The organism is Streptomyces sp. NPDC050842 (genome assembly GCF_044456565.1).
Classification (GTDB): Bacteria; Actinomycetota; Actinomycetes; order Streptomycetales; family Streptomycetaceae; genus Streptomyces.
In genome coordinates, this window is the sequence record NZ_JBITGA010000006.1 from 293,786 (window position 1) to 313,806 (window position 20,021).

The window sequence follows — 20,021 nt, forward strand, 5'->3', positions numbered from 1 at the left end:
CAGGGGTTCTCACGGCTTCCGCAGGGTGCTCGGCGGGAGCAGTTCCACCCGGACGTCGGCCGGGAAACCCGTCGTCGGGCCGGTGCGGCGGGCGAACTCCCGCACTCCCGCGAGCTGCTCCGGGCCGAAGCGGAAATCGAGCGTCCGGAAGTACCGCTCCAGGAGCTCCGCGTCGAAGGTCTCCCAGCGGGCGGCCTGCTCGGCGACCTTGGCGACCTCTTCGAGGGAGAGGTCCCGCGAGGCCAGGAACGCCTGGTGGACCTCGTGGACGGTCTCCGGCTCGCGCGCCAGGTAGTCCTTGCGCGCCGCCCACACCGCGAAGACGAAGGGGAGCCCCGTCCATTCCTTCCACATGAGGCCCAGGTCGTGGACCTGGAGCCCGAGGCGGGGAGCGTCGTGCAGCGAGGCCCGGAGCGCGGCGTCGCCGATGAGGACGGCCGCCTCCGCCTCCTGCATCATCACGCCGAGGTCAGGCGGGCACGTGTAGTAGTCGGGCTTCACCCCGTACTGCTCGGCGAGCAGCAGCTGGGCGAGGCGCACGGAGGTGCGGGAGGTCGAACCGAGCGCCACCCGGGCGCCGTCCAGCTCCCCGAGCGGGCGCTGGGAGACGATCACGCACGACATGACGGGGCCGTCGCAGCCCACGGCGATGTCGGGGAGGGCGACGAGGTCCTCGGCGTTCCGGAGGTACTCGACGAGGGTGATGGGGCCGACGTCGAGGTCGCCCCGGACGAGGCGCTCGCTGAGCTTCTCCGGGGTGTCCTTCGTGAGCTCGACGTCGAGGAGCGTTCCGGTCCTCGCGAGCCCCCAGTAAAGGGGCAGGCAGTTCAGGAACTGGATGTGTCCGACGCGGGGCCGGCTGCGCTGGTGGGCGCCGGTTGCGTCGTCGGTTGCATTGTCCACATTGCGAGGCTAGACCCGCCTCGTGGCGGGGGCGTCGCCGGGGCTCACGACACGGCCGGCGTCAGCACGGAACCGCAGATCAAACATGTGAGTGACGTGATCTTTCCCTCTACCGCCCTCCGCATCCTGCGTGCTAGGCTCGTTCGCAAGTTGCAGTTTGGTTTCCCTTGCAGTACAGAGCCTGCGGAGCATGTGACCCGCAGGCTTTTGTAGTTTTCAGACTTGTTTGCAGGTTCTGGAGCAGGGCAACCCTTTGGCCCAAGGAGGGCTTATGGCTACCGGAACCGTCAAGTGGTTCAACGCTGAAAAGGGCTTCGGCTTCATCGCCCAGGACGGCGGCGGCCCGGATGTCTTCGTCCACTACTCCGCGATCAACGCGAACGGCTTCCGTTCGCTTGAGGAGAACCAGCTCGTGACCTTCGACGTCACGCAGGGCCCGAAGGGCCCGCAGGCGGAGAACGTCACCCCGGCCTAAGGTGCCCGGGTCGGCGTCAGCGCTGGACTAGAGCAGTACCCAAGGAGCCCCGCTCCGCGCCTCAGGGCACGAGCGGGGCTCCTGCCTTTTCGTGTTCCTTTTCCTGCTTCCCGCGCGGTCAGCAGGTGGGAATGACCGCCCCGTTGTTGTCACGGGCCTCGTCGTTGCCCCAGCGTGACAGGTAGTACGCGGACACGTACGCCCCGTAACCGTTCTTCCCGGCGTAGACGGTGTCGAGGTCGGTCCTGAGCCACCAGTGGTTGTAGTTCCCGGAGCCGTCCCGGATCTCCTGGCCCCAGACCTTGCAGTAGACGTAGTTCGTGCCCGCGTTCAGCACGCCCTGGGCGTCGTTGGTGTTCGCCTGGGCGTAGCCGGTGGCGTTGGCGAAGGTGTCGACCCAGTACTTTCCGCCTCCGCCGCCCGAGCAGCCGTTGTCGCTCGTCAGGTACTTGGAGCCGTAGGAGCCCGGGTAGGGGGCGAGGGAGGCGCCGTTGATGACGATGGACTGGCCGACGCCGTTGTAGAGCTGCTCGTAGTGGATGTGGGCGCCGGAGCTGTTGCCGGTGGAGCCGGTGGTGCCGATCTGCTGCCCCTGGGCGACCCAGGCGCCGTTGGCGACGGAGTAGGCGTTGAGGTGGAAGTAGTACGTCTTCCAGCCGCTGCCGTGGTCGACCACGATGTAGTTGCCCGCGCCACTCGGCTGGGAGTAGCGGTAGGCGGTCCCGGACGCCGAGGCGAGGACCGGGGTGCCTGCGGTCGTGCCGCCGTCGGCGCGGATGAAGTCGAGGGCCTGGCGGACCTCGGCGGAGTGGTGGCTGTAGGTCCACTTCTGGCCGCAGGGGTAGGGGGCCTTGAAGAGCGGCGCCGCCTGGGCGGGGCTGGTCGTGACGAGGGCGGTGAGCAGGCCCGCGACGAGCGCGAGCAGGGTGCCGAGCGGGGTGATCCGTGCACGCATGCGTCCTCCGGTGGGGGGCGTGGTTGCCGGTGGTTACCAGTGATTGCATGGGTCGACGCGCGTTGAACGGACCACAGCGTGCCGGAAGATCGCGTGCAGCAGTAGACCGCGAGGACCACACCCGTACGACGGCGATTACGTAGTCTGGACACATGACCGAACGGAAACCGCCGGGCGTGAGCTTCGAGTCGTTCGTCGACAAGCAGATCCGGGAGGCCTCGGAGCGAGGCGAGTTCCGGAGCCTCCCCGGCTTCGGGAAGCCGCTGCCGGACGACTCCGCCCCGTACGACGAACTGTGGTGGGTCAAGCAGAAGATGCACCGCGAGGGCATGGCGGTGCTGCCGCCGGCCCTCCAGCTGCGCAAGGACGCGGAGGACGCCACCGCGGCGGTCGCCGCGGCCGTCTCGGAGCGCCAGGTCCGCCGGATCCTCGGTGAGATCAACACGAAGATCGCCGAAGCCCTCGCCCGGCCGCCGGCCGGACCCCCGCTCAACCTGACACTTTTCGACGTCGAGGCGGCGGTGGCGCGGTGGAGGGCGGAGAGGAGCCTGCCGTGAACAGCGCCGGTCTGCTGGTGGACGCGTTCGGACGGATACGGGAAGTCGTCCACGAGGCCGTGGAGGGGCTGACGGAGGACGAGCTCGCCGCCCGGATCGACCCGGACGCCAACTCGGTCGCCTGGCTCGTCTGGCACCTCACCCGGATCCAGGACGACCACCTCGCGGGCGCGTTCGACACGAAGCAGCTGTGGGCGTCGGACGGCTGGGCCGGCCGCTTCGACCTGCCGTTCTCCCGGCAGGCCACCGGGTACGGGCAGACGCGTGCCCAGGTCGACGCGGTACGCGCGCCGGCGGAGCTGCTGCTCGGCTACCACGACGCCGTGCACGCGCGGACGGTGGAGCTGATCGGCTCGGTGACGAACGCGGACCTGGCCCGGGTCGTCGACACGGCCTGGGACCCACCGGTGACCCTCGGTGTCCGGCTCGTGTCGGTGATCGCGGACGACCTCCAGCACGCGGGCCAGGCGGCGTTCGTCCGGGGCGTGGTGGAGCGTACGGGCACGGATCCCGATCACTGACAGGGCGTCCTGCCGTACAACCCCTGACCCGGATCGCGAGTCAAACGAGCGTGGCGCTCGCCATATCCGTTTGTTTTGGGGGGAATTCACCTTGCAGAATCGTTTGTCCGGTCGTGGCCGTCGCCTCTCCGCCGCTGTGACCGCCGTCCTCGCGATCACCGCCGGTACGGCCCTGGCGTCCGGCCCGGCCGCGCTCGCCGCCCCGGCGGGCACGACCGCCGCGGAGGCCGCCGCCGCCACCACGGACGCGAACACGCCGTTCCCGGCCGACGCGAAGATCGCGGGCGCCGGGACCACCGGCTTCCTGACCCGCTCCGGGAGCATGGACGAGGAGCTCCGCTGGACCCGTTACGCGGACGGCATCTCGACCCCCGTCCTGTACGCCCCGGGCGGCGGGGTCGACACCACGGGCACGGACATCGTGGTGATCGGGGACTCGAACGCCCCGCACCTGATGCGTTCCGTCACGCTCCGGAACATGGCCGCCCCCGGCTCCGCCTCCGTGCACTTCGACCTCGGCTCGCTGTGGGCCAGGTACGTCGAGGCCCTCGGACCGGACTCGGTCCTCGCCAAGCGCGCCGGCTCGGACGGCACGGAGAAGCTGCTCATCGTCACCGACGAGAACGGCATCGCCCGTGAGCGCGAGGTGACCGGCCTCCCCGCCGACGCGAGCGGCCTCTTCGCCGACGCGCCCGTGCTCGACGGCAAGATCCTCGTCGGATACGAGACCGGCTCCTCCGACCTGCGCACCAACGCCCGTGCCGTCATCGACCTGGCCACCGGCGCGGTCGTCGAGACGTACTCCGCCGGCGTGTCCGACTCCCTCTACTCCCTCCACTCCCAGCTGGCCCTCTCGGCCACGCACGTCGCCTGGACCGCGTTCTCCGAGGACGACGGCATCGTCTACACCACGGTGGACCGGAAGACCCGCGTCACGAAGCGGCACACCTTCGCCCTCACCGACGAGTACTTCGTCGGCCTGGTGGGCAACTGGCTGGTGTACGGCGCCCCGAGCAAGCTCACCGACAACGGGACGTTCCCGAACACGAAGGTGCAGGCCGTCGACCTGACGGCAGGCGAGCTCTCCGAGCCCACCCAGATCTCCGAGCCCGTCCAACTCGCCGACTACGCCACCTCCATGGAGTCCGCGTCCGACGGCTCCCTGCTCGTGCGCGGCGGCACGGTCGAGCAGGGCGAGGGCCTCTACAAGGTCTCCACCCCCGGCGGCGGCCAGCTCGCCGTCGAGAAGGTCGCGACGACGGAGCAGCCCACCGCCCTGACCTACCTCGGCTCCCAGGTGCCGGCCGTCGTCGACTTCGACCGGGACCGCGAGGTCGAGCTGAAGTGGCGGATGTCCCGGCTCAACGCCGACGTCCAGCTGAAGCTCACCCACAAGAAGACGGGCCAGACCTACTCCCGCCTGCTGGAGCTGCGCCGCGACCATCCGTCCCGGCACACGTTCGACGACATCACCTTCGGTGTGACCTGGCAGGGCCTCCTCGACGACCTCTCGCCGGGCGACAAGTCGGCCTTCAACGGCGACTACACCTGGTCCTTCCGGGCCGTTCCGCAGAACGGCATCGGGCCGGCGGTCGAGCAGTCGGGCACCTTCAAGGTGGTCCGCTCGGCCAAGCCGCACGACTACAGCGACAACGGCTCGCCTGACCTGTTCGCGAAGGACGCGGGCGGCACGCTGTGGCGCGTCGACACCACGTACGACCCGGCCACGAAGCGGCTGGCTCCCACGTACCAGCGGACCCTGGTCGGCTCGGGATGGAACGCGTACGACCAGATCGAGTCCGTCGGGAACGTCGCGGGCACGACCACGGCCGACACGATCGCCCGTGACACGTCGGGCGTGCTGTGGCTGTACCAGGGCACCGGCGACGAGACGAAGCCGCTGGGGACCCGTACGAAGGTCGGTCCCGGCTGGCAGACGTACAAGCACCTCGCCGGCGGCGGCGACCTGACCGGGGACGGCCGCGCCGACCTCGTCGCCCAGGACAAGGCGGGCGACCTCTACCTCTACAAGGGCACGGGCTCGGCCGGCACTCCCTTCGGCGCCCGCACGAAGATCGGCGGCGGCTGGGGCGGCTACAACCAGCTGACGGCCGTCGGGAACCTCGCCGGAGGCCCGGCCGGTGACCTCCTCGCCCGTGACACGGCCGGTGTGCTGTGGCTGTACCTCGGCAAGGGCGACGGCACCTTCGCCGGCCGCACCAAGGTCGGCAGCGGCTGGGGCGGTTACACGGAGCTCGTCGGCATCGGCGACGGCAACAAGGACGGACGCCCCGACCTGTTCGCGTACAGGGGCTCGAACCGCACCGCCGCCTTCTACGCCGGTACGGGCAACTGGAGCGCGCCCTTCGCGGGCGCGACCGACGCCACGAAGGTGCTGGAGTACGGCGGCGCCGGGTACCAGCGCGTCTTCTGACACACGGCAACCCCCCGCTTCCCCTTCTGATTCCGACGACTGATTCCGACGATTACAGAGGAAACGATCCTTTGTCTCACTCGCGTACTCCCCGACGTCACCTCGCCGCCGCCGTCACCGCCGTCCTGGCGCTGACGGCCGGCACGGCACTCGCCGCCACCCCGGCCACGGCCGCCCCCGTCCCCGTCCCCGGCCCCGGCCCGGCAGTCGGACAGACGGCCGAGGCGATCGGCACGATCCCGCAGAACGCGCGGGTCACCAGCGCCGGGACGACCGGCTTCCTCAGCACGGTCCGGCACTACGACCCCTTGAGGACCGACTACTTCTGGACGAAGTACGCCGACGGCTCCACCACCCCCCTGGCCATTCCGAACACCGGCTTCTTCGGACAGGGTTCGGACATGGTCTGGGGCACCTCGCCCGGTTCGCTCTCGTACACGATGTACGACATGGCCAACTCGGGCACCACCGTGGGCGGCGCCACGATGAACAACGGCACCTCCTCGCGCGGGGCCATCGGCTCGGCGCTCGTGACCGTCACCGAGGACCGCTACACCACCGCGGTGCGAGTCGAGATCCTCCGAGGGAGCAGGTACCCGACGCCCCCCATCCCCGTACCCGGCATCCCGAGCAACGCCAAGGTGACCAAGGTCGTCCTCACGACGCCCGGCACGGCCGTCATCGTGTACGAGACGGGCAGCGGCGCAACCCTCCGCTACCACCTGGCCGCCGTGGACACCGAGACCGGCGAGGTCCTGGAGACGCGCCCGGCGGGCTCGCTGGAGTTCGGCGACGTCGCGCTCTCCGCGACCCACTGGTCCTGGATCGAGTACGACTACCCCGACGGACCGCTCGGCGGGAAGCGCGTCGCCCTCCTCCACACCGCCCCGCGCGGCGGCGGCGCGACCACCACCACCAACCTGGGCATCGTCGGCGCCAGTGAGGTGATGCGCACAGGCCTCCTGGGCGACTGGGTGACCTACACCAGCGTCGGCGGCTACCAGTCCAACGGCCCGTCGCCGCACTACCCGCTGGTCGCCCGCCCCCTCGGCGGCGGGACGCCGGTCAAGCTCCTCGACCACGTCGTCACCGCGGTCTCGGACACCGACGGCAACCTCGTCGTGCGCGGCGGCAGCCTCACCGAGGGCGCGGGCTCGGGCGAGGGCGTCTACAAGGTCTCGGCGAACGCGACGGGCGGCGCACCGACCGTCACCACGGTCGCGACCGCGAACACGCCGACGGCGCTCGGGATCGTCTCCCAGGACGCCGCCCCGACCGTGGTCGACCTCGACAAGAGCCAGGGGGCGAGGTTCAGCTGGACCCTGACCCAGGCGAACGTGGACGGCACGTTCACGCTGAAGCACACCCGCACCGGCAAGACCGAGCAGATCTCCGTCTGGACCGACAACGCGACGGCCAACCCGGACAACAAGGCCACCGTCGACTGGTCGGGCAGGCTCGTCTCCTCCTCCATCGACGCCTACAACGGCGACTACACCTGGGAGCTCCGCGTCAAGCCGCGCAGCGGCATCGGCCCCGAGGTGAAGAAGACCGGCGCCCTCAAGGTGGTCCGCAAGGCGGCCGCGCACGACTACTCCGACAACGGCACCCCGGACTTCCTCTCCCGGGACTCCGCCGGCCGGGTCTGGCGCGACGACATCAACAGCAGGACGCCGCAGGACGGCGTCCCCACGTCCACACACACGCTGCTCGGCTCCGGCTGGGGCGTCTACAGCCACATCGAGGCCGTGGGCAACGTCGCCGGCGCCTCCGTGAGCGATGTCGTCGCCAAGGACAAGGACGGCAACCTCTGGCTGTACCTCGGCAAGGGCGACGGCACCTTCGCGCCCCGCACCAAGATCGGCCCCGGCTGGAACGCGTACAACAAGATCGCCGGCGGCAGTGACGTCAACGGCGACGGCTGGTCCGACCTCTTCGCCACCGACACCACCGGCGTCCTCTGGCTCTACAAGGGCACGGGCAACTGGCGTACCCCCTACGGCAGTCGGACGCGGGTCGGCGGCGGCTGGGGAACCATGAACCAGATCACCGCCGTCGGCGACATCGCCGGCACCACGCACGGCGACCTCCTCGCCCGCGACACGGGCGGCGTCCTCTGGCTGTACCCGGGCACGGGCGGCACCGCCCTCGGCAGCCGCGTACGGATCGGCGGCGGCTGGGGTGCGTACCCCCACCTCGTCGGCGCCGGCGACATCAACGGCGACGGCCGCGCCGACCTCCTCGCGCACGGCACGGGCGGAACGTTCGTCTACCCGGGCACGGGCAACCTCTCGGCACCGATCGGCGGCCGCACCGGTCTGCCCCTGTACGTGGGCGGCGCGAGCGGCATCAGCCTGATCGCCTGAGTCCGAACAAGCGCCCGAAGTCGTACAACCACTGATCCCGATCACGAGTCCAACCGGGCGTGGCACTCGCCACGCCCGGTTGTTTTGGGGGGAATCCACCGTGCAGAACCGTCCGTCCGCCCGCCGCCGTCACCGTCACCTCGCCACCGCCGTGACCGCCGTCCTCACGATCACCGCCGGTACGGCCCTGGCGACCACCCCAGCGACCGCCGCCGCGCCCATGGCCGTCCAGGCCCCTGCGGCGCCCCTCGACGGCGCGATCGCGATACCCCAGGCGCACCGGATCGTGGGCTCCGGGCCCTCCGGATTCCTGACGGTCGAGTACCAGGACGGCATCCCCGTCCACCGCTGGACGAGCACCGTCGACCGCACGACCACGACCCTGCCCAAGCAGGACGACTACTTCGTGGGCCACTCCGACACCGTCGTCACCGAGTCCACGACCGGCCAGTACCTGCTCCGGGACATGTCCGTGCCGGGCGGCCCGACCGCCGTCATCGAGGGGAGCACCCCCGGGACGCGCCTGCGTGGGGTCGTCGGCCGGACGCTGCTCCTCTCCACCTTCGACGGGGCGAAGGGCCAGCTCCGGCTCAAGAGCGAGGGCGTCGGCGCCGACTCCGAACGCGTGGTGACGGGCCTCCCCGCCGACACCCGGATCGACTGGGCCGAGGCCGTCTCGCCGACGACCGCCCTCGTCCAGTACGTGGCCGGCCCCCACCCGTGGACCCCACGCCTCGCCGTCGTGGACGTCACCACCGCGCAGGTCGTCGAGGAGCGCCCGGCGAGCGCGGACGACAGCGCCGCCGACGCCTCCTCCTTCGCCTGGGTCGAGGGCCTCCGGCTCCGCTTCGCCGCACGCGGGGGAGCCGACGCGGCCCCGGCCAAGGACCTCGTCACCCTCGTCGACGAGGGCTGGAACTTCGCGAGCATGCACATCGGCCTCGTCGGCCCCTGGGTGACGTACGCCCTGCGGGTCGGCTACGAGAACGACCGCCGGTCCCGGTACAACCCGCTGACCGCCGTCGACTCCCGCAACCCCGCCGCCAAGGTCACGCTGCTCGACCACGCCACCTCCACGGTCTCCGCGCCCGACGGCACCCTGCTCGTCCGGGGCGGCACGGTCGCCCACGGCGAGGGCGTCTACCGGATCGCGCTGAACCCGGCCACCGGCAAGCCGTCCGCCACGCTCGTCGCGAGCACCGGAGAGTCCACGGCGCTCGTCCTCCGCAAGACGGAGATCCCCGCCCCCGTCGACCTCGGCGCCCCCGACAGCGGTTCGGCGAAGCTCAGCTGGACCCTGTCCCGCAACGCCTTCGACGGCAAGGTGACACTGCGGCACAAGGCGACGGGCCAGACGACCTCGTTCACGGTCAACTCGTACGTGAACCCGCCGGTCGACGGCAGGTTCACCATCGGCTGGAACGGCACCATCGGCCAGAACGGCGGCTACGCCCCGGCCGGCGACTACACCTGGGAGCTGAACGCCACCCCGGACAACGGGATCGGCCCGGACCTCAAGAAGACCGGCACGCTCAAGGTCGTCCGGAAGGCCGGCCTCCACGACCTCACGTCCAACACGAGCCCGGACATCCTGGCGCGGGACGCCTCGGGCAAGCTGTGGCGGGACGACACGGCGACGACGGACGCGGGCGACGTCACCTCGTCCGGACGCTACGCGGTCGGCCCGGGCTGGCAGATCTACAACCGGCTGGAGGCCGTCGGCAACCTGGCGGGTTCGGCGGCCCCGGACCTCGTGGCCCGTGACGCCTCGGGCGTCCTGTGGCTCTACCAGGGCAACGGCAACGGCGGTTTCGCCACCCGCGCGAGGATCGGCGCCGGCTGGAACGCGTACTCCAAGCTCACCGGCGGCTCCGACCTGAACGGCGACGGCCGCTCGGACCTCCTCGCCACCGACACGTCCGGTGTCCTCTGGTTCTACAAGGGCACCGGCAGAGCGACCGCCCCCTTCGCGGGCCGCGTCAGGGTCGGCGGCGGCTGGGGCGGGTACAACCAGATCACGGCCACCGGCAACCTCGCGGGCACGGCGGCGGGCGACCTCGTCGCGCGCGACACGGCCGGTGTCCTCTGGCTGTACCAGGGCAACGGCCGGGGCGCGTTCACGACCCGCGTGAGGATCGGCGGCGGGTGGGGCGAGTACACCGACCTCGTCGGCATCGGCGACGCCGACCACGACGGCCGGGCGGACCTCTACGCGGCCGGGCCGTACGGATCCCGGCTCTACCCGGGGACCGGCATCGCGACGCGCCCCTTCAAGGGGGGCATCGCCTCGGACATCCACTCCGGCCCCGACCGGTTCAACTCGGTCTTCTGACCTCCGACTTCTGCCATCCGACCTCTGACACCCGACTTCTGACACCCGAGGGAGGGCACCGCCGTGTCCCCAGCAAGCACGAGACCCCGACGCCGGCCGGCCGCCGCCATCGCCGTCGCGCTCGCCGCCACCGTGGGCACGCTCGCCGCGTCGCCGGCGCCGGCGGCCGCCGAGGCGGTTACGAGCGCGGCCGCCGGCACGACGGCGCAGGAGGACGCCGCCGCGCTGCTGCCCGACTCCACCGTCATCGGCAACGGCGTCTCGGGCTTCCTGACCCGTCACCGCGACAGCGACGACATCGGGGACGTGTACCGCTGGACGCGGTACGAGGACGGAGTCACCACCATCCTGCCCAAGGGCAGGTACGTCGGAAGTGTCCGGTCGGACGTGGTCGTGAAGGTAGAGGGGACCACGTACAAGCTGTACGACATGGCCACCGGCGCCGACCCCGTGGTGATCGACGCCGGCTACCTGGGCGCGGGCGCCGCGTTCGTGCGGCTGGTCGGCTCGAACCTCGTCATGGAGGTCCCGCGGGCAGGCGGCGGCTCCGACGTCCACCTCGTCGGCAAGCCCGCCGGCACCCTCGTGGACCGCAAGGTCACCGGGGTGCCCGCGACCTCCGTCAACCGCTCGTACGACCTGTCCTCGCCCGACACCCTGGTCGTCCGCTACAGGGCGGCCGGGACGTGGACCCGGCGCGTGGCCCTGGTGGACGTCGCCACGGCCACGACCGTGGAAGACCGGCCCTTCTCGGCAGACACCATCACATCCAGGGTGAGCACCTCTGCCACACACCTGGCCTGGGCCGAGAGTCTCGGCTCCTCCTCCCCCGCGACCCTCCAGGTGGCCCGGCGGGGTCAGGACGGGACCACCCGCGTCCCCATCGGGTCGGGTGCCCCGCTCGCGGTCGGGCTCCTGGGCGACGACTGGGTGACGTACACCGTGACCGAGGGGACGAGGGCCATCCGCCCCAATCCCCTCCACGCCCTGACGGCCCGTTCCCTGACCGACGGGCGGACGACCACGCTCCTCGACACCGTGACCGACATCCGCGGCGACACGGACGGCGGCCTGCTGGTACAGGGCGCCACGATCGAGCAGGGCGAGGGCCTCTACCGGATCGCCGTCGGCCCGGACGGCACCCCGGCCGCTACCCTCGTGGCGAGCACTGGTCGTTCCCTCTTGCTCGCGCTGGCCGACCAGTCCGTCCCCGAGCGCATCGACTTCAGCATGGCGAGCTCCGACCCCCGGCTGATGTGGCAGTTCACCGGCAGCAACGCGATCGTGAGCATCGAGCTGGAACACACCGCGTCCGGGAAGCGCAAGAACCTCTGGGCCACCCTGGACCAGGCCGGGCGGGCCGTCATGAGGTGGACCGGCGTGTTCGACGACCACTCGGCCGCGTACAACGGCGACTACACCTGGCGGATGAAGGCGGAGTCCGGGAACGGCCTCAGCCCATCGATCGAGAAGACGGGCACGCTCAAGGTCGTCGGGAAGCAGGCGCCGCACGCCTTCTCGGACAGCAGCTCTCCGGACCTGATCTTCCGCCAAGGCGGCCGTCTCTTCCTCTACGACGCCCGCCAGACGTTCGAGGTCGGCAACAACGGCCCGCTGGAGAAGGTGAACGTCGGAGCCGGCTGGGACACCTACGACCGGATCGTCACGCCTGGAGACCTCGGCGGCGCCCAGCACTCCGACCTGATCGGCCGGGACAGGACGGGCGTGCTGTGGTTCTACGCGGGCACCGGTAAGACCACCGTCCCCTTCGCCACCCGTACCCGGATCGGCGGCGGCTGGGGCGGCTACGACCAGCTGACCGCCGGCAGCGACCTCACCGGCGACAGCCGCTCCGACCTCCTCGCCACCGACAAGGCCGGCGCCCTGTGGCTCTACAAGGGCACCGGCTCCGCGACCGCCCCCTTCGCCGCGCGCACCAAGGTCGGCGGCGGCTGGGGCGTCTACAACAAGATCGTTGCCACCGGGAACATCGGCGGCGGCCCCGCAGGCGACCTCGTCGCACGCGACACCGCCGGGGTCCTCTGGCTCTACCTCGGCAAGGGCGACGGCAGCTTCGCCGCCCGCACCCGGATCGGCGGCGGCTGGGGCGTCTACGACGACATCGTCGCGCTCGGCGACACGGACCGCGACGGCCGGCCCGACCTCGTCGCCGGAGGCAGCCGGACCGGCACCGACGAACTCGTCGTCCACTACGGCACGGGCGACTGGCGGAAGCCCTTCAGCGGCCAGTCGCCCAACCCCATCCCGGCGGAGGTCTCCCGCCCGTACCCGACGTTGTTCTGACCCCCGCAGAGAATCGAGGAAGCAGAGCCTTGAACCGCACGAGCACCACCCGGTACCGGCTCGTCGCCGCCGCCGCCGTCGCCGTCGCCCTCGCCGTCACGGCGGGCGGGACGGCGGGGGCCGCGCCGGGGCACATGGCGACGACGGGGGCGGTGACGGCTGACGCCGGGCTGTCGCCGCAGGAGGACGGTGTCGCCCCGTTCCCTCCCGACGCCGCGGTGGTCGGCTCCGGCCCGACCGGTTTCCTGAGTGCCCAGAGCGGCGACTCCCAGCTCACGTACCGGTGGACGCGGTACGAGGACGGTGTCACGACCGCCCTGCCCGGCACGGCCTACAGGACGGCCAGGCGCACGGACACCGTGACGCAGGACCTCGGGAACGGCGTCTTCCGGCTGCAGGACATGGGCACGGGGGCCGACCCGTCGGAGATCGACGTCACGCCTCTCGGCGACGGCTACAGCCTCGCGGCCTACGCCGGCACCGACCTCGTCATGAAGAAGGCCAACGCGACCGGCGGCACCGACCTCCACGTCATCGGCAAGCCGGACGGCGCCCTCGTCGACCACACGGTGACCGGCCTCCCTGCGGACGCCGAGATCATCAGCGTCAACGTGGACTCGCCCGACAGCGCCGTGGTCCGGTACTCGGGCACCGTGGACGGGGTGAAGCGGAGCCGCGCGGCCGTGGTGGACCTCGCGGCCCGTACGGTCGTCGAGGAGTACGAGACCCCCGACGTCCCGCTGGGAGGCACCTCCCTGTCGGCCACCCACATCGCCTGGCTGGAGCAGCCCGCCGACTCCACCGTGAGGGTTGCGGTGACCCGACGGGACACCGGTGAGACCGTTCGTCACGACCTGGGCGTCAAGGAGAGCGTCACCATCCAGCTGGTGGGCGACTGGCTGACGTACAGGCAGTTCGGAGGCTCCACGACCTCACTCCCGAACGCCCGGCGCGCGCTGTACGCCCGCTCCCTGGCGACCGGAGAGACGGTCAAGCTCCTGGAACACACCATGAGCTCCACCCCCGGCGCCGACGCGACCCTGATCGCACGAGGTGGGACGCTCGACCGGGGCGAGGGCCTCTACCAGGTCTCGCCCGGCGCCCCCGGCGCCCGGCCGGTCGTCACCCTCGTGGCGAGCACCGGCGAGCCGACCACGCTGGAGCTGGTGAGCCACACCGTCCCCGGCACGATCGACTTCGACCGTGTCACCACCCCGGTCCCGCTGAGATGGACACTCAGCAGGCAGTCGACGAGCGTGCGCGTCGAGCTGGTGCACACCGCGACCCGGAAGACGTGGCGGACCGGTGTCTCCCACTACGGAGGGGGCACCGTCGGCTTCAGCTGGAAGGGCGCGTTCGAATCACACAACGTCAGCATTCCCGCCGTGTACACCGTTCCTGCTCCCAACGGCGAATACACCTGGCGTCTTACCGCGGAGCCCGCCGGCGGTGTCGGCCCGGCGCTGGAGAAGACCGGCACCTTCAAAATCGTCCGGAAAGCCGTCCCGCACGACTTCAACGACAACGGCACCCCTGACCTGCTCGTCCGGAACTCCTCAGGGGAGCTGTCCCTCTCCAACACGAGCCACCCGCTGGGGTCATGGACAGCCGAGCCCCCCAAATCTCTCGGCGGCGGGTGGAACACCTACGACCGGCTCGACTCCCCCGGCAACGTCGCCGGCTCCCCGCACGCCGACGTCGTCGCCCGCGACAAGAGCGGCGTCCTCTGGCTCTACCAGGGCACGGGCCACGCCCTCGCGCCCCGCGCGAGGGTGGGCGGCGGCTGGGGCGCCTACAACCGGATCACCGGCAGCAGCGACCTGACCGGTGACGGCCGCTCGGACCTCCTCGCCGGCGACACCTCAGGAGTTCTCTGGCTTTACCAGGGCACCGGCTCGACCGCGGCGCCCTTCGCCACCCGCGTGAAGGTCGGCGGCGGCTGGGGCGTCTACAACCACCTGACCGCCACCGGGAACATCGGTGGCGGCCCGGCCGGGGACCTCGTCGCCCGCGACGAGAACGGCGTCCTCTGGCTCTACCTCGGCAAGGGCGACGGCACCTTCGCCGCCCGCACCAGGATCGGCGGCGGCTGGAGCACGTACGAAGGGCTCACCGGCTTCGGCGATGTCGACCGGGACGGCCACGCCGACCTACTGGCGAACGACAACGGCGCGACCTACTACTACAAGGGCACGGGCGATTGGCGCACGCCGTTCGAGCCCCGCCACTCCATTTACAACTACAGCAGGTTCGACTGGAACGCGACCGTGTTCTAAGAGGTCAGCAAGACAGTCGCCCAGACCGTCTTCCCGACGCAGCGGTTCCGCACGCCCCAGGCGGTGGCGAGGGCGGCTACGAGCAGCAGCCCGTAGCCGCCCTCGTCGGGCTGCCCGGACGGTTCGGACGGTAACGGGCGGCGCTCGCCGCGCGCGTCGGAGAGTTCGATCCGTACGTGGTCGTCGCCGCGCTCCATCCGCACCTCGAAGTCCCTCCCCGGCACCCGGCCGTGGAGGGCGGCGTTGCTGGCGAGCTCGGCGACGACCAGTTCGGCCGCCTCGGCGGCGGAGCCGGTCACGCCCCAGTCGCGGAGCTGCTGCACGGCGAGTAGCCGGGCCAGACGTGCGCCCCGGCGCGTGGCCGAGAGCCGGAGCGTGAACTCACCGGTTGGGGTGGTGGTTTCGGACTTCATGACCCAGAGCCTGGTGGGCGCGCCCTACGCTGAACAGCAGCGACGCGACGACGCTGAGTCACTGTACGGGCGCGCCAAGAAGGCGGTACGGATGTCGGGGAACGAGGAGGAGCGGCCGGAACGGCCCTCCGAAGCGGACGGTACGGCGCACTTGTTTCGTGCGCTCGGAAAGATCATCAAGGTGCTGCGGAAGAACGCGGGCCTGAGCCAGGCGGAACTGAGCGATATCGCCCATTGCAGCGAGGACTTGATCTCGGCGATCGAGCGGGGCGTACGGATTCCCCAGCCGGACTTCCTGATCCGGGCGGACCCCGTGCTGAACGCGGGCGGGGTGCTGGCGGCGGCGGTGGACGACGTACGGGAGGCATTGTCGAAGGCGCGGGTGCGGCACCCGGACTGGTTCCAGGACTTCGCGCGGGCTGAGGCGGAGGCCGTGGCGCTGCACTACTACGAGGTGCAGGCCGTACCGGGCATCCTGCAGACGCCGGCTTACGCACTGTCCCTCTTCAGGGACCGCCGGCCCATGCTGGACGAGGCGACCGTCGAGAAGCGGGTGGCCGACCGGATCTCCCGTCAGGTATTGCTCGACAAGTGGCCCGCACCGACGATCAGCTTCGTGCTGGAGGCGGCCGTCCTGCTCCGTCCGTTCGGCGGACCCGAGGTCCACCGAGAGCAGCTACGACGCATCTTGAGCGTCGCCCGACGGCGGACGGTCGACTTCCAGATCATGCCCCTGGATCAGCCGCAACACCCTTACTTGGACGGCGCGTTCACCCTGCTTACGCCCAAGGGGCGACGGGAGACGGCGTACACCGAGATCTACGGGCACGCCCGGCTGATCACCGACCCGGACGAGGTCCGTCAGTACACCGAGCGCTATGGCATCATCCGGTCGCAGGCGCTCACGCAACACGAGTCCCTGACATGGCTCGAGAAACTGCTGGGAGAACGATGAACACCACGGATCTGGCCTGGTTCAAGAGCAGCTATAGCGACTCCGAGGGCGGCAACTGCGTCGAGATCGCCTACGACTGGCGCAAGTCCAGCTACAGCAGCTCCGAAGGCGGCAACTGCATCGAAGTCGCCGCGCACCCCACCACCATCCACCTCCGCGACTCCAAGGTCCCCCACGGCCCCCAGCTCGCCGTATCCCCCGCGACGTGGTCCGCGTTCGTCTCGTACGCTGCGATTCCTAAGCAATCATGAGGAGCGGGCGCGGTGTTGAGTGACACCGGGCCCGCATCCCTGGGGGGATACGCATCATGAATCACGCGCACATACGCGGCCGTCGGCTCGCCGTGGCCGTCACCGCCGTGCTCGCCGTCTCCGCCGTCGGCGGGACGCTCGTCACCGCGCCCGCAGCGGTGGCCGCCGTCGCCGCCCCGGCCGCGCCGCTGGACGCGCAGGACATCACGTTCCCGGCGGGCGAGAAGCTCGTCAGCGCAGGGACCGCCGGATTCCTCACCTCGAAGGACGACGGCGCGGGCGGGTCCGCGCTGACGTGGACGTATTTCGACGACGGCGTCACGTGGCCGGTTCCGTCATCGGTCGCGTACCAGAGCCGTTCGGACACGATCGTCACCCGCGACGGGTACCGCTTCATCCTGCGGGACATGAGCGCGAACGGGGTCTCGACCTACGTGGAGCCGGTCGGGCTCGGGACGGACTACAAGGTCGCCGGGGCGGCCGGTTCGACGCTCTACCTGAGTGTGCCGAACCCGACGTACGAGGGCGAGGACCTCTACCGGCTCACCCGAGTGAACGGCGTGCAGCAGCAGGAGAAGATCACGCCCTTCGGCCGTGGCCGTGACTACAAGGTCCTGTCGCACTCCCTGACCGACGTGGTCGTCGTCTACACGCAGGACGCCAGCACCGGACCGCTGTACCGCCGCGCGCTGGCGGACCTCAGCGGCGGTTTCATGAAGGCGGAGCGGGCCCTCTTGCCCTTCGACCCGGCCACGGTCACGACCGCGATCAGCCCGTCGTACCTCGCGTGGACGGAGTACGTGGACGGCGCCGCCAGGGTGGCGATCGAGAAGCGGAGCGAGTACGAGCCCTTCAAGCGCATCTCGCTGGGCGCCGGCTCCAAGGGTGTCGTGGTCGGGTTCTCCGGCGACTGGGTGCTGTACGGCGTGCCGGGCGGGCTCACGGCCCCGACGGCCAACCCGCTGCACGCGCTGACCGCGCAGAACGTCCTCACCGGCGAGACGATGCCGCTGCTCGACCACTTCACGTCCACGTCGACCGCGCCCGACGGAAGCATCTACGTCCAAGGCGGGAAGTCGACCGACGGGGAAGGGCTGTTCAAGATCACGGGGGACGGCTACCCGACGGCCTCGCGGATCGCGGGCACCCCCGGCGCGTCCACCTCGCCGGCCGTCACCGGCAACACGGTCCCCCTCGTGGCGGACCTCGACCGCAACGGCGGTCAGTTCGCCATGGAGTGGCAGCTCTCCCGGTACAACGTGAACATGGACGTCACCCTGCGGCACACCGTGACCGGGAAGACGTTCACGAAGCGCCTCACCCGGCCTGCCGCGCCCGCGCGGCTCACGTGGGACGGGCTGACCTCGGACGGGTTCAGCGCCCCGAACGGCGACTACACCTGGAACGTCACCCTCACGCCGGCCAACGGCATCGGGTACCCGGGATACGCGTCGGGCGCCTTCAAGGTGGTCCGGAAGGCCAACCCGCACGACTACAGCGACAACGGTTCGGCCGACCTGCTCGCGCGGGACGCGTCGGGCGTGCTGTGGCGGGACGACCTGCTCGACTGGCCGGTGGGCGGTCAGGTGACGCCGGCGAAGCCGCGCGTGCGGATCGGTACGGGGTGGAACACGTACAACCTGATCGAGGCGGCCGGGAACAACGGCGGCTCCGCCGTCGGTGACGTCCTCGGGCGGGACACGGCCGGTGTGCTGTGGAACTACCCCGGCAAGGGCGACGGCACGTTCGGGACCCGGGTCAGGGTCGGCCCGGGCTGGGGCGTCTACAACAAGCTCGCCGCCGGTTCCGACCTGAACGGTGACGGCAAGGCCGACCTCGTCGCCACCGACGCGTCCGGCCTGCTGTGGTTCTACAAGGGCACGGGGAGCACGACGACGCCCTACGGCGCCCGCGTCAAGGTCGGGTCCGGCTGGGGCGCCTACAACCAGCTGACCGCCGTCGGGAACATCGCCGGGGGCGTCGCCGGCGACCTCGTCGCCCGGGACGCGGCGGGCGTGCTGTGGCTGTACCTCGGGAAGGGCGACGGTACGTTCGCGGCCCGGACCAAGATCGGTACGGGCTGGGGCGGTTACAGCCAGCTCGTGGGCGCCGGCGACACGAACAACGACGGTCGGCCCGACCTCGTCGCGTACGGGTCGGCGGGGACGCACGTGTTCCTCGGGACGGGGTCGTGGTCGGCGCCGTTCACGAAGACGACGACCTCGCTGTACGCGGGCGAGGGAACCAAGTTCACGTCGGTGTCGTGACGGTCGCTCCTTAGGGCCGTACCAGCCGGTCGCGCCTCGGACCGCTCCTCGTAGCATCCGGGGCGTGACCTCCCGAAACTTCGTTCTCTTCGACGTCGACGGCACCCTCATGGACGCCGTCGCCAACCAGCGCCGCATGTGGCACCAGTGGGCCGCGCGGTACGGGCTCGACGGGGACGAGGTGTACGCCGTGGCCCTGCGGACGCGGCCCGTCGAGACCTTCGCGGCCGTCGCTCCGGAGCACGATCCGGACGAGTGCCTCGCCCTGCTGCACGAGCTGGAGGACGAGGACGTCCGTACGGGCACGTACACGGCCTTCGACGGCGCGGCCGAGCTGCTCGCCGGCCTTCCGGCGGACCGGTGGGCGCTGGTCACGTCGAACTACGAGCACCGGGTGCGCGGACGCTTCGAGCGGACCGGGCTGCCGCTGCCCGGGCTGATCGTGGACGCGGCCTCGGTGGCGGAGGGGAAGCCGTCCCCCGTCCCGTATCTGCTCGCAGCCGAGAAGCTGGGCGCAGACCCGGCAGAGTGCCTGGTCATCGAGGACGCCCCGTCGGGCGTACGTTCCGGGCTCGCAGCCGGGATGACGGTCTGGTCGGTCAACGGACCGGAGCCGGTGAAGGGCGCCCACCGCCACTTCGACACGCTCACGGAGGCGGGCCCGCACATCCTGGCCGCTCTGAGCTAGCAGGGGTGGGCCTGCTTCGTGGGCTTCTGGTGGGACCGCCCTCTTTCCGACAGTCGCAGCTTCCGCCACCGCGTCAAGGGCGCCTTCGGCGTCGCTGCGCGATGGGCTGCGCCCACCCTTGACCCGGCGACGGAAGCTGCGCAAAAACTCTCGGAGGGCGGTCCGGGGGCCGGGGTCGCCGGGGGCCGGGCAGTGTCGGGGGTCGGAGAGCGCCTGTCAGGTCGGTGGGTGGGGGCTGGGTTCGTAGCGGGGGCGGGTGGGCACCTGGCGGGCCGGTTCGGGGTGCGCGGTTGTTGAATGGGGCAGTTGGGCGGCGCTTAGCGG

The 20,021-nt window shown here is 71.0% G+C and carries 15 protein-coding genes; 12 read left to right on the forward strand and 3 right to left on the reverse strand.

What is annotated here, in order from left to right:
• Positions 1-9 precede the first annotated feature (9 nt).
• On the reverse strand, positions 10-903 hold the full coding sequence (locus tag ACIBG6_RS22115; protein WP_399224250.1) for a menaquinone biosynthetic enzyme MqnA/MqnD family protein: 894 nt from the start codon (positions 901-903) through the stop codon (positions 10-12).
• 271 nt (positions 904-1,174) lie between these two features.
• Here ACIBG6_RS22115 and ACIBG6_RS22120 point away from each other — a divergent pair, with 271 nt between their 5' ends.
• Entirely contained in the window at positions 1,175-1,378 is a 204-nt protein-coding gene (locus tag ACIBG6_RS22120) for a cold-shock protein (RefSeq protein ID WP_030208785.1), read from the forward strand.
• Positions 1,379-1,496: 118 nt separating this feature from the next.
• Here ACIBG6_RS22120 and ACIBG6_RS22125 read toward each other — a convergent pair whose 3' ends face one another.
• The gene (locus ACIBG6_RS22125; protein WP_399224251.1) at positions 1,497-2,333 is read right to left on the reverse strand and encodes a M23 family metallopeptidase; all 837 of its coding nucleotides are present in this window, start codon (positions 2,331-2,333) and stop codon (positions 1,497-1,499) included.
• Positions 2,334-2,485: 152 nt separating this feature from the next.
• On the opposite strand from ACIBG6_RS22125, the gene ACIBG6_RS22130 reads away from it, so the two are divergent.
• The 7 genes from ACIBG6_RS22130 to ACIBG6_RS22160 all read left to right on the forward strand — a co-directional run bounded on the left by ACIBG6_RS22130 (position 2,486) and on the right by ACIBG6_RS22160 (position 15,123).
• Positions 2,486-2,890: a DUF1992 domain-containing protein gene (locus ACIBG6_RS22130; protein ID WP_399224252.1), complete on the forward strand. Its 405-nt coding sequence runs from the start codon at positions 2,486-2,488 to the stop codon at positions 2,888-2,890.
• Positions 2,887-3,411: a DUF664 domain-containing protein gene (locus tag ACIBG6_RS22135; RefSeq protein WP_399224253.1), complete on the forward strand. Its 525-nt coding sequence runs from the start codon at positions 2,887-2,889 to the stop codon at positions 3,409-3,411. Before ACIBG6_RS22130 ends, ACIBG6_RS22135 begins: the two co-directional genes overlap by 4 nt.
• A gap of 91 nt (positions 3,412-3,502) precedes the next feature.
• A complete protein-coding gene (locus ACIBG6_RS22140) occupies positions 3,503-5,845 on the forward strand; it encodes an FG-GAP repeat domain-containing protein (protein WP_399224254.1) in 2,343 nt (780 codons plus the stop codon).
• Between the two features lie 71 nt (positions 5,846-5,916).
• Positions 5,917-8,211, forward strand: coding sequence for an FG-GAP repeat domain-containing protein (locus ACIBG6_RS22145; protein WP_399224255.1), 2,295 nt, complete (start codon positions 5,917-5,919; stop codon positions 8,209-8,211).
• Between the two features lie 100 nt (positions 8,212-8,311).
• On the forward strand, positions 8,312-10,543 hold the full coding sequence (locus tag ACIBG6_RS22150; protein WP_399224256.1) for an FG-GAP repeat domain-containing protein: 2,232 nt from the start codon (positions 8,312-8,314) through the stop codon (positions 10,541-10,543).
• Positions 10,544-10,606: 63 nt separating this feature from the next.
• Entirely contained in the window at positions 10,607-12,847 is a 2,241-nt protein-coding gene (locus ACIBG6_RS22155) for an FG-GAP repeat domain-containing protein (RefSeq protein ID WP_399224257.1), read from the forward strand.
• A 29-nt stretch (positions 12,848-12,876) separates the two neighbouring features.
• On the forward strand, positions 12,877-15,123 hold the full coding sequence (locus ACIBG6_RS22160; RefSeq protein ID WP_399224258.1) for an FG-GAP repeat domain-containing protein: 2,247 nt from the start codon (positions 12,877-12,879) through the stop codon (positions 15,121-15,123).
• Here the strand turns inward: ACIBG6_RS22160 and ACIBG6_RS22165 are convergent.
• Positions 15,120-15,536 (reverse strand): ATP-binding protein, encoded by a 417-nt coding sequence (locus ACIBG6_RS22165; protein ID WP_399224259.1) that lies wholly within the window; start codon positions 15,534-15,536, stop codon positions 15,120-15,122. The two genes, ACIBG6_RS22160 and ACIBG6_RS22165, sit on opposite strands and share 4 nt — an antisense overlap.
• 91 nt (positions 15,537-15,627) lie before the next feature.
• On the opposite strand from ACIBG6_RS22165, the gene ACIBG6_RS22170 reads away from it, so the two are divergent.
• From ACIBG6_RS22170 to ACIBG6_RS22185, 4 genes are all read left to right on the forward strand, one after another.
• On the forward strand, positions 15,628-16,491 hold the full coding sequence (locus ACIBG6_RS22170; RefSeq protein WP_399224522.1) for a helix-turn-helix domain-containing protein: 864 nt from the start codon (positions 15,628-15,630) through the stop codon (positions 16,489-16,491).
• On the forward strand, positions 16,488-16,742 hold the full coding sequence (locus tag ACIBG6_RS22175; protein ID WP_399224260.1) for a DUF397 domain-containing protein: 255 nt from the start codon (positions 16,488-16,490) through the stop codon (positions 16,740-16,742). The genes ACIBG6_RS22170 and ACIBG6_RS22175 overlap by 4 nt, the downstream gene beginning before the upstream one ends.
• Before the next feature lie 56 nt (positions 16,743-16,798).
• Positions 16,799-19,009 carry an FG-GAP repeat domain-containing protein gene (locus ACIBG6_RS22180; RefSeq protein ID WP_399224261.1) on the forward strand — a complete coding sequence of 737 codons (2,211 nt, stop codon included), beginning with the start codon at positions 16,799-16,801 and terminating at the stop codon, positions 19,007-19,009.
• Between the two features lie 64 nt (positions 19,010-19,073).
• Positions 19,074-19,697, forward strand: a complete 624-nt coding sequence (locus ACIBG6_RS22185) for an HAD family hydrolase (RefSeq protein WP_399224262.1) — start codon at positions 19,074-19,076, stop codon at positions 19,695-19,697.
• Positions 19,698-20,021 lie beyond the last annotated feature (324 nt).

Excerpts from the sequence above, each read along its gene's own strand:
- ACIBG6_RS22180 (WP_399224261.1), top strand. The coding sequence starts at position 16,799 with ATGAATCACGCGCACATACGCGGCCGTCGGCTCGCCGTGGCCGTCACC.
- ACIBG6_RS22175 (WP_399224260.1), top strand. The coding sequence starts at position 16,488 with ATGAACACCACGGATCTGGCCTGGTTCAAGAGCAGCTATAGCGACTCC.
- ACIBG6_RS22120 (WP_030208785.1), top strand. The coding sequence starts at position 1,175 with ATGGCTACCGGAACCGTCAAGTGGTTCAACGCTGAAAAGGGCTTCGGC.
- ACIBG6_RS22165 (WP_399224259.1), bottom strand. The coding sequence starts at position 15,536 with ATGAAGTCCGAAACCACCACCCCAACCGGTGAGTTCACGCTCCGGCTC.
- ACIBG6_RS22125 (WP_399224251.1), bottom strand. The coding sequence starts at position 2,333 with ATGCGTGCACGGATCACCCCGCTCGGCACCCTGCTCGCGCTCGTCGCG.
- ACIBG6_RS22170 (WP_399224522.1), top strand. The coding sequence starts at position 15,628 with ATGTCGGGGAACGAGGAGGAGCGGCCGGAACGGCCCTCCGAAGCGGAC.
- ACIBG6_RS22130 (WP_399224252.1), top strand. The coding sequence starts at position 2,486 with ATGACCGAACGGAAACCGCCGGGCGTGAGCTTCGAGTCGTTCGTCGAC.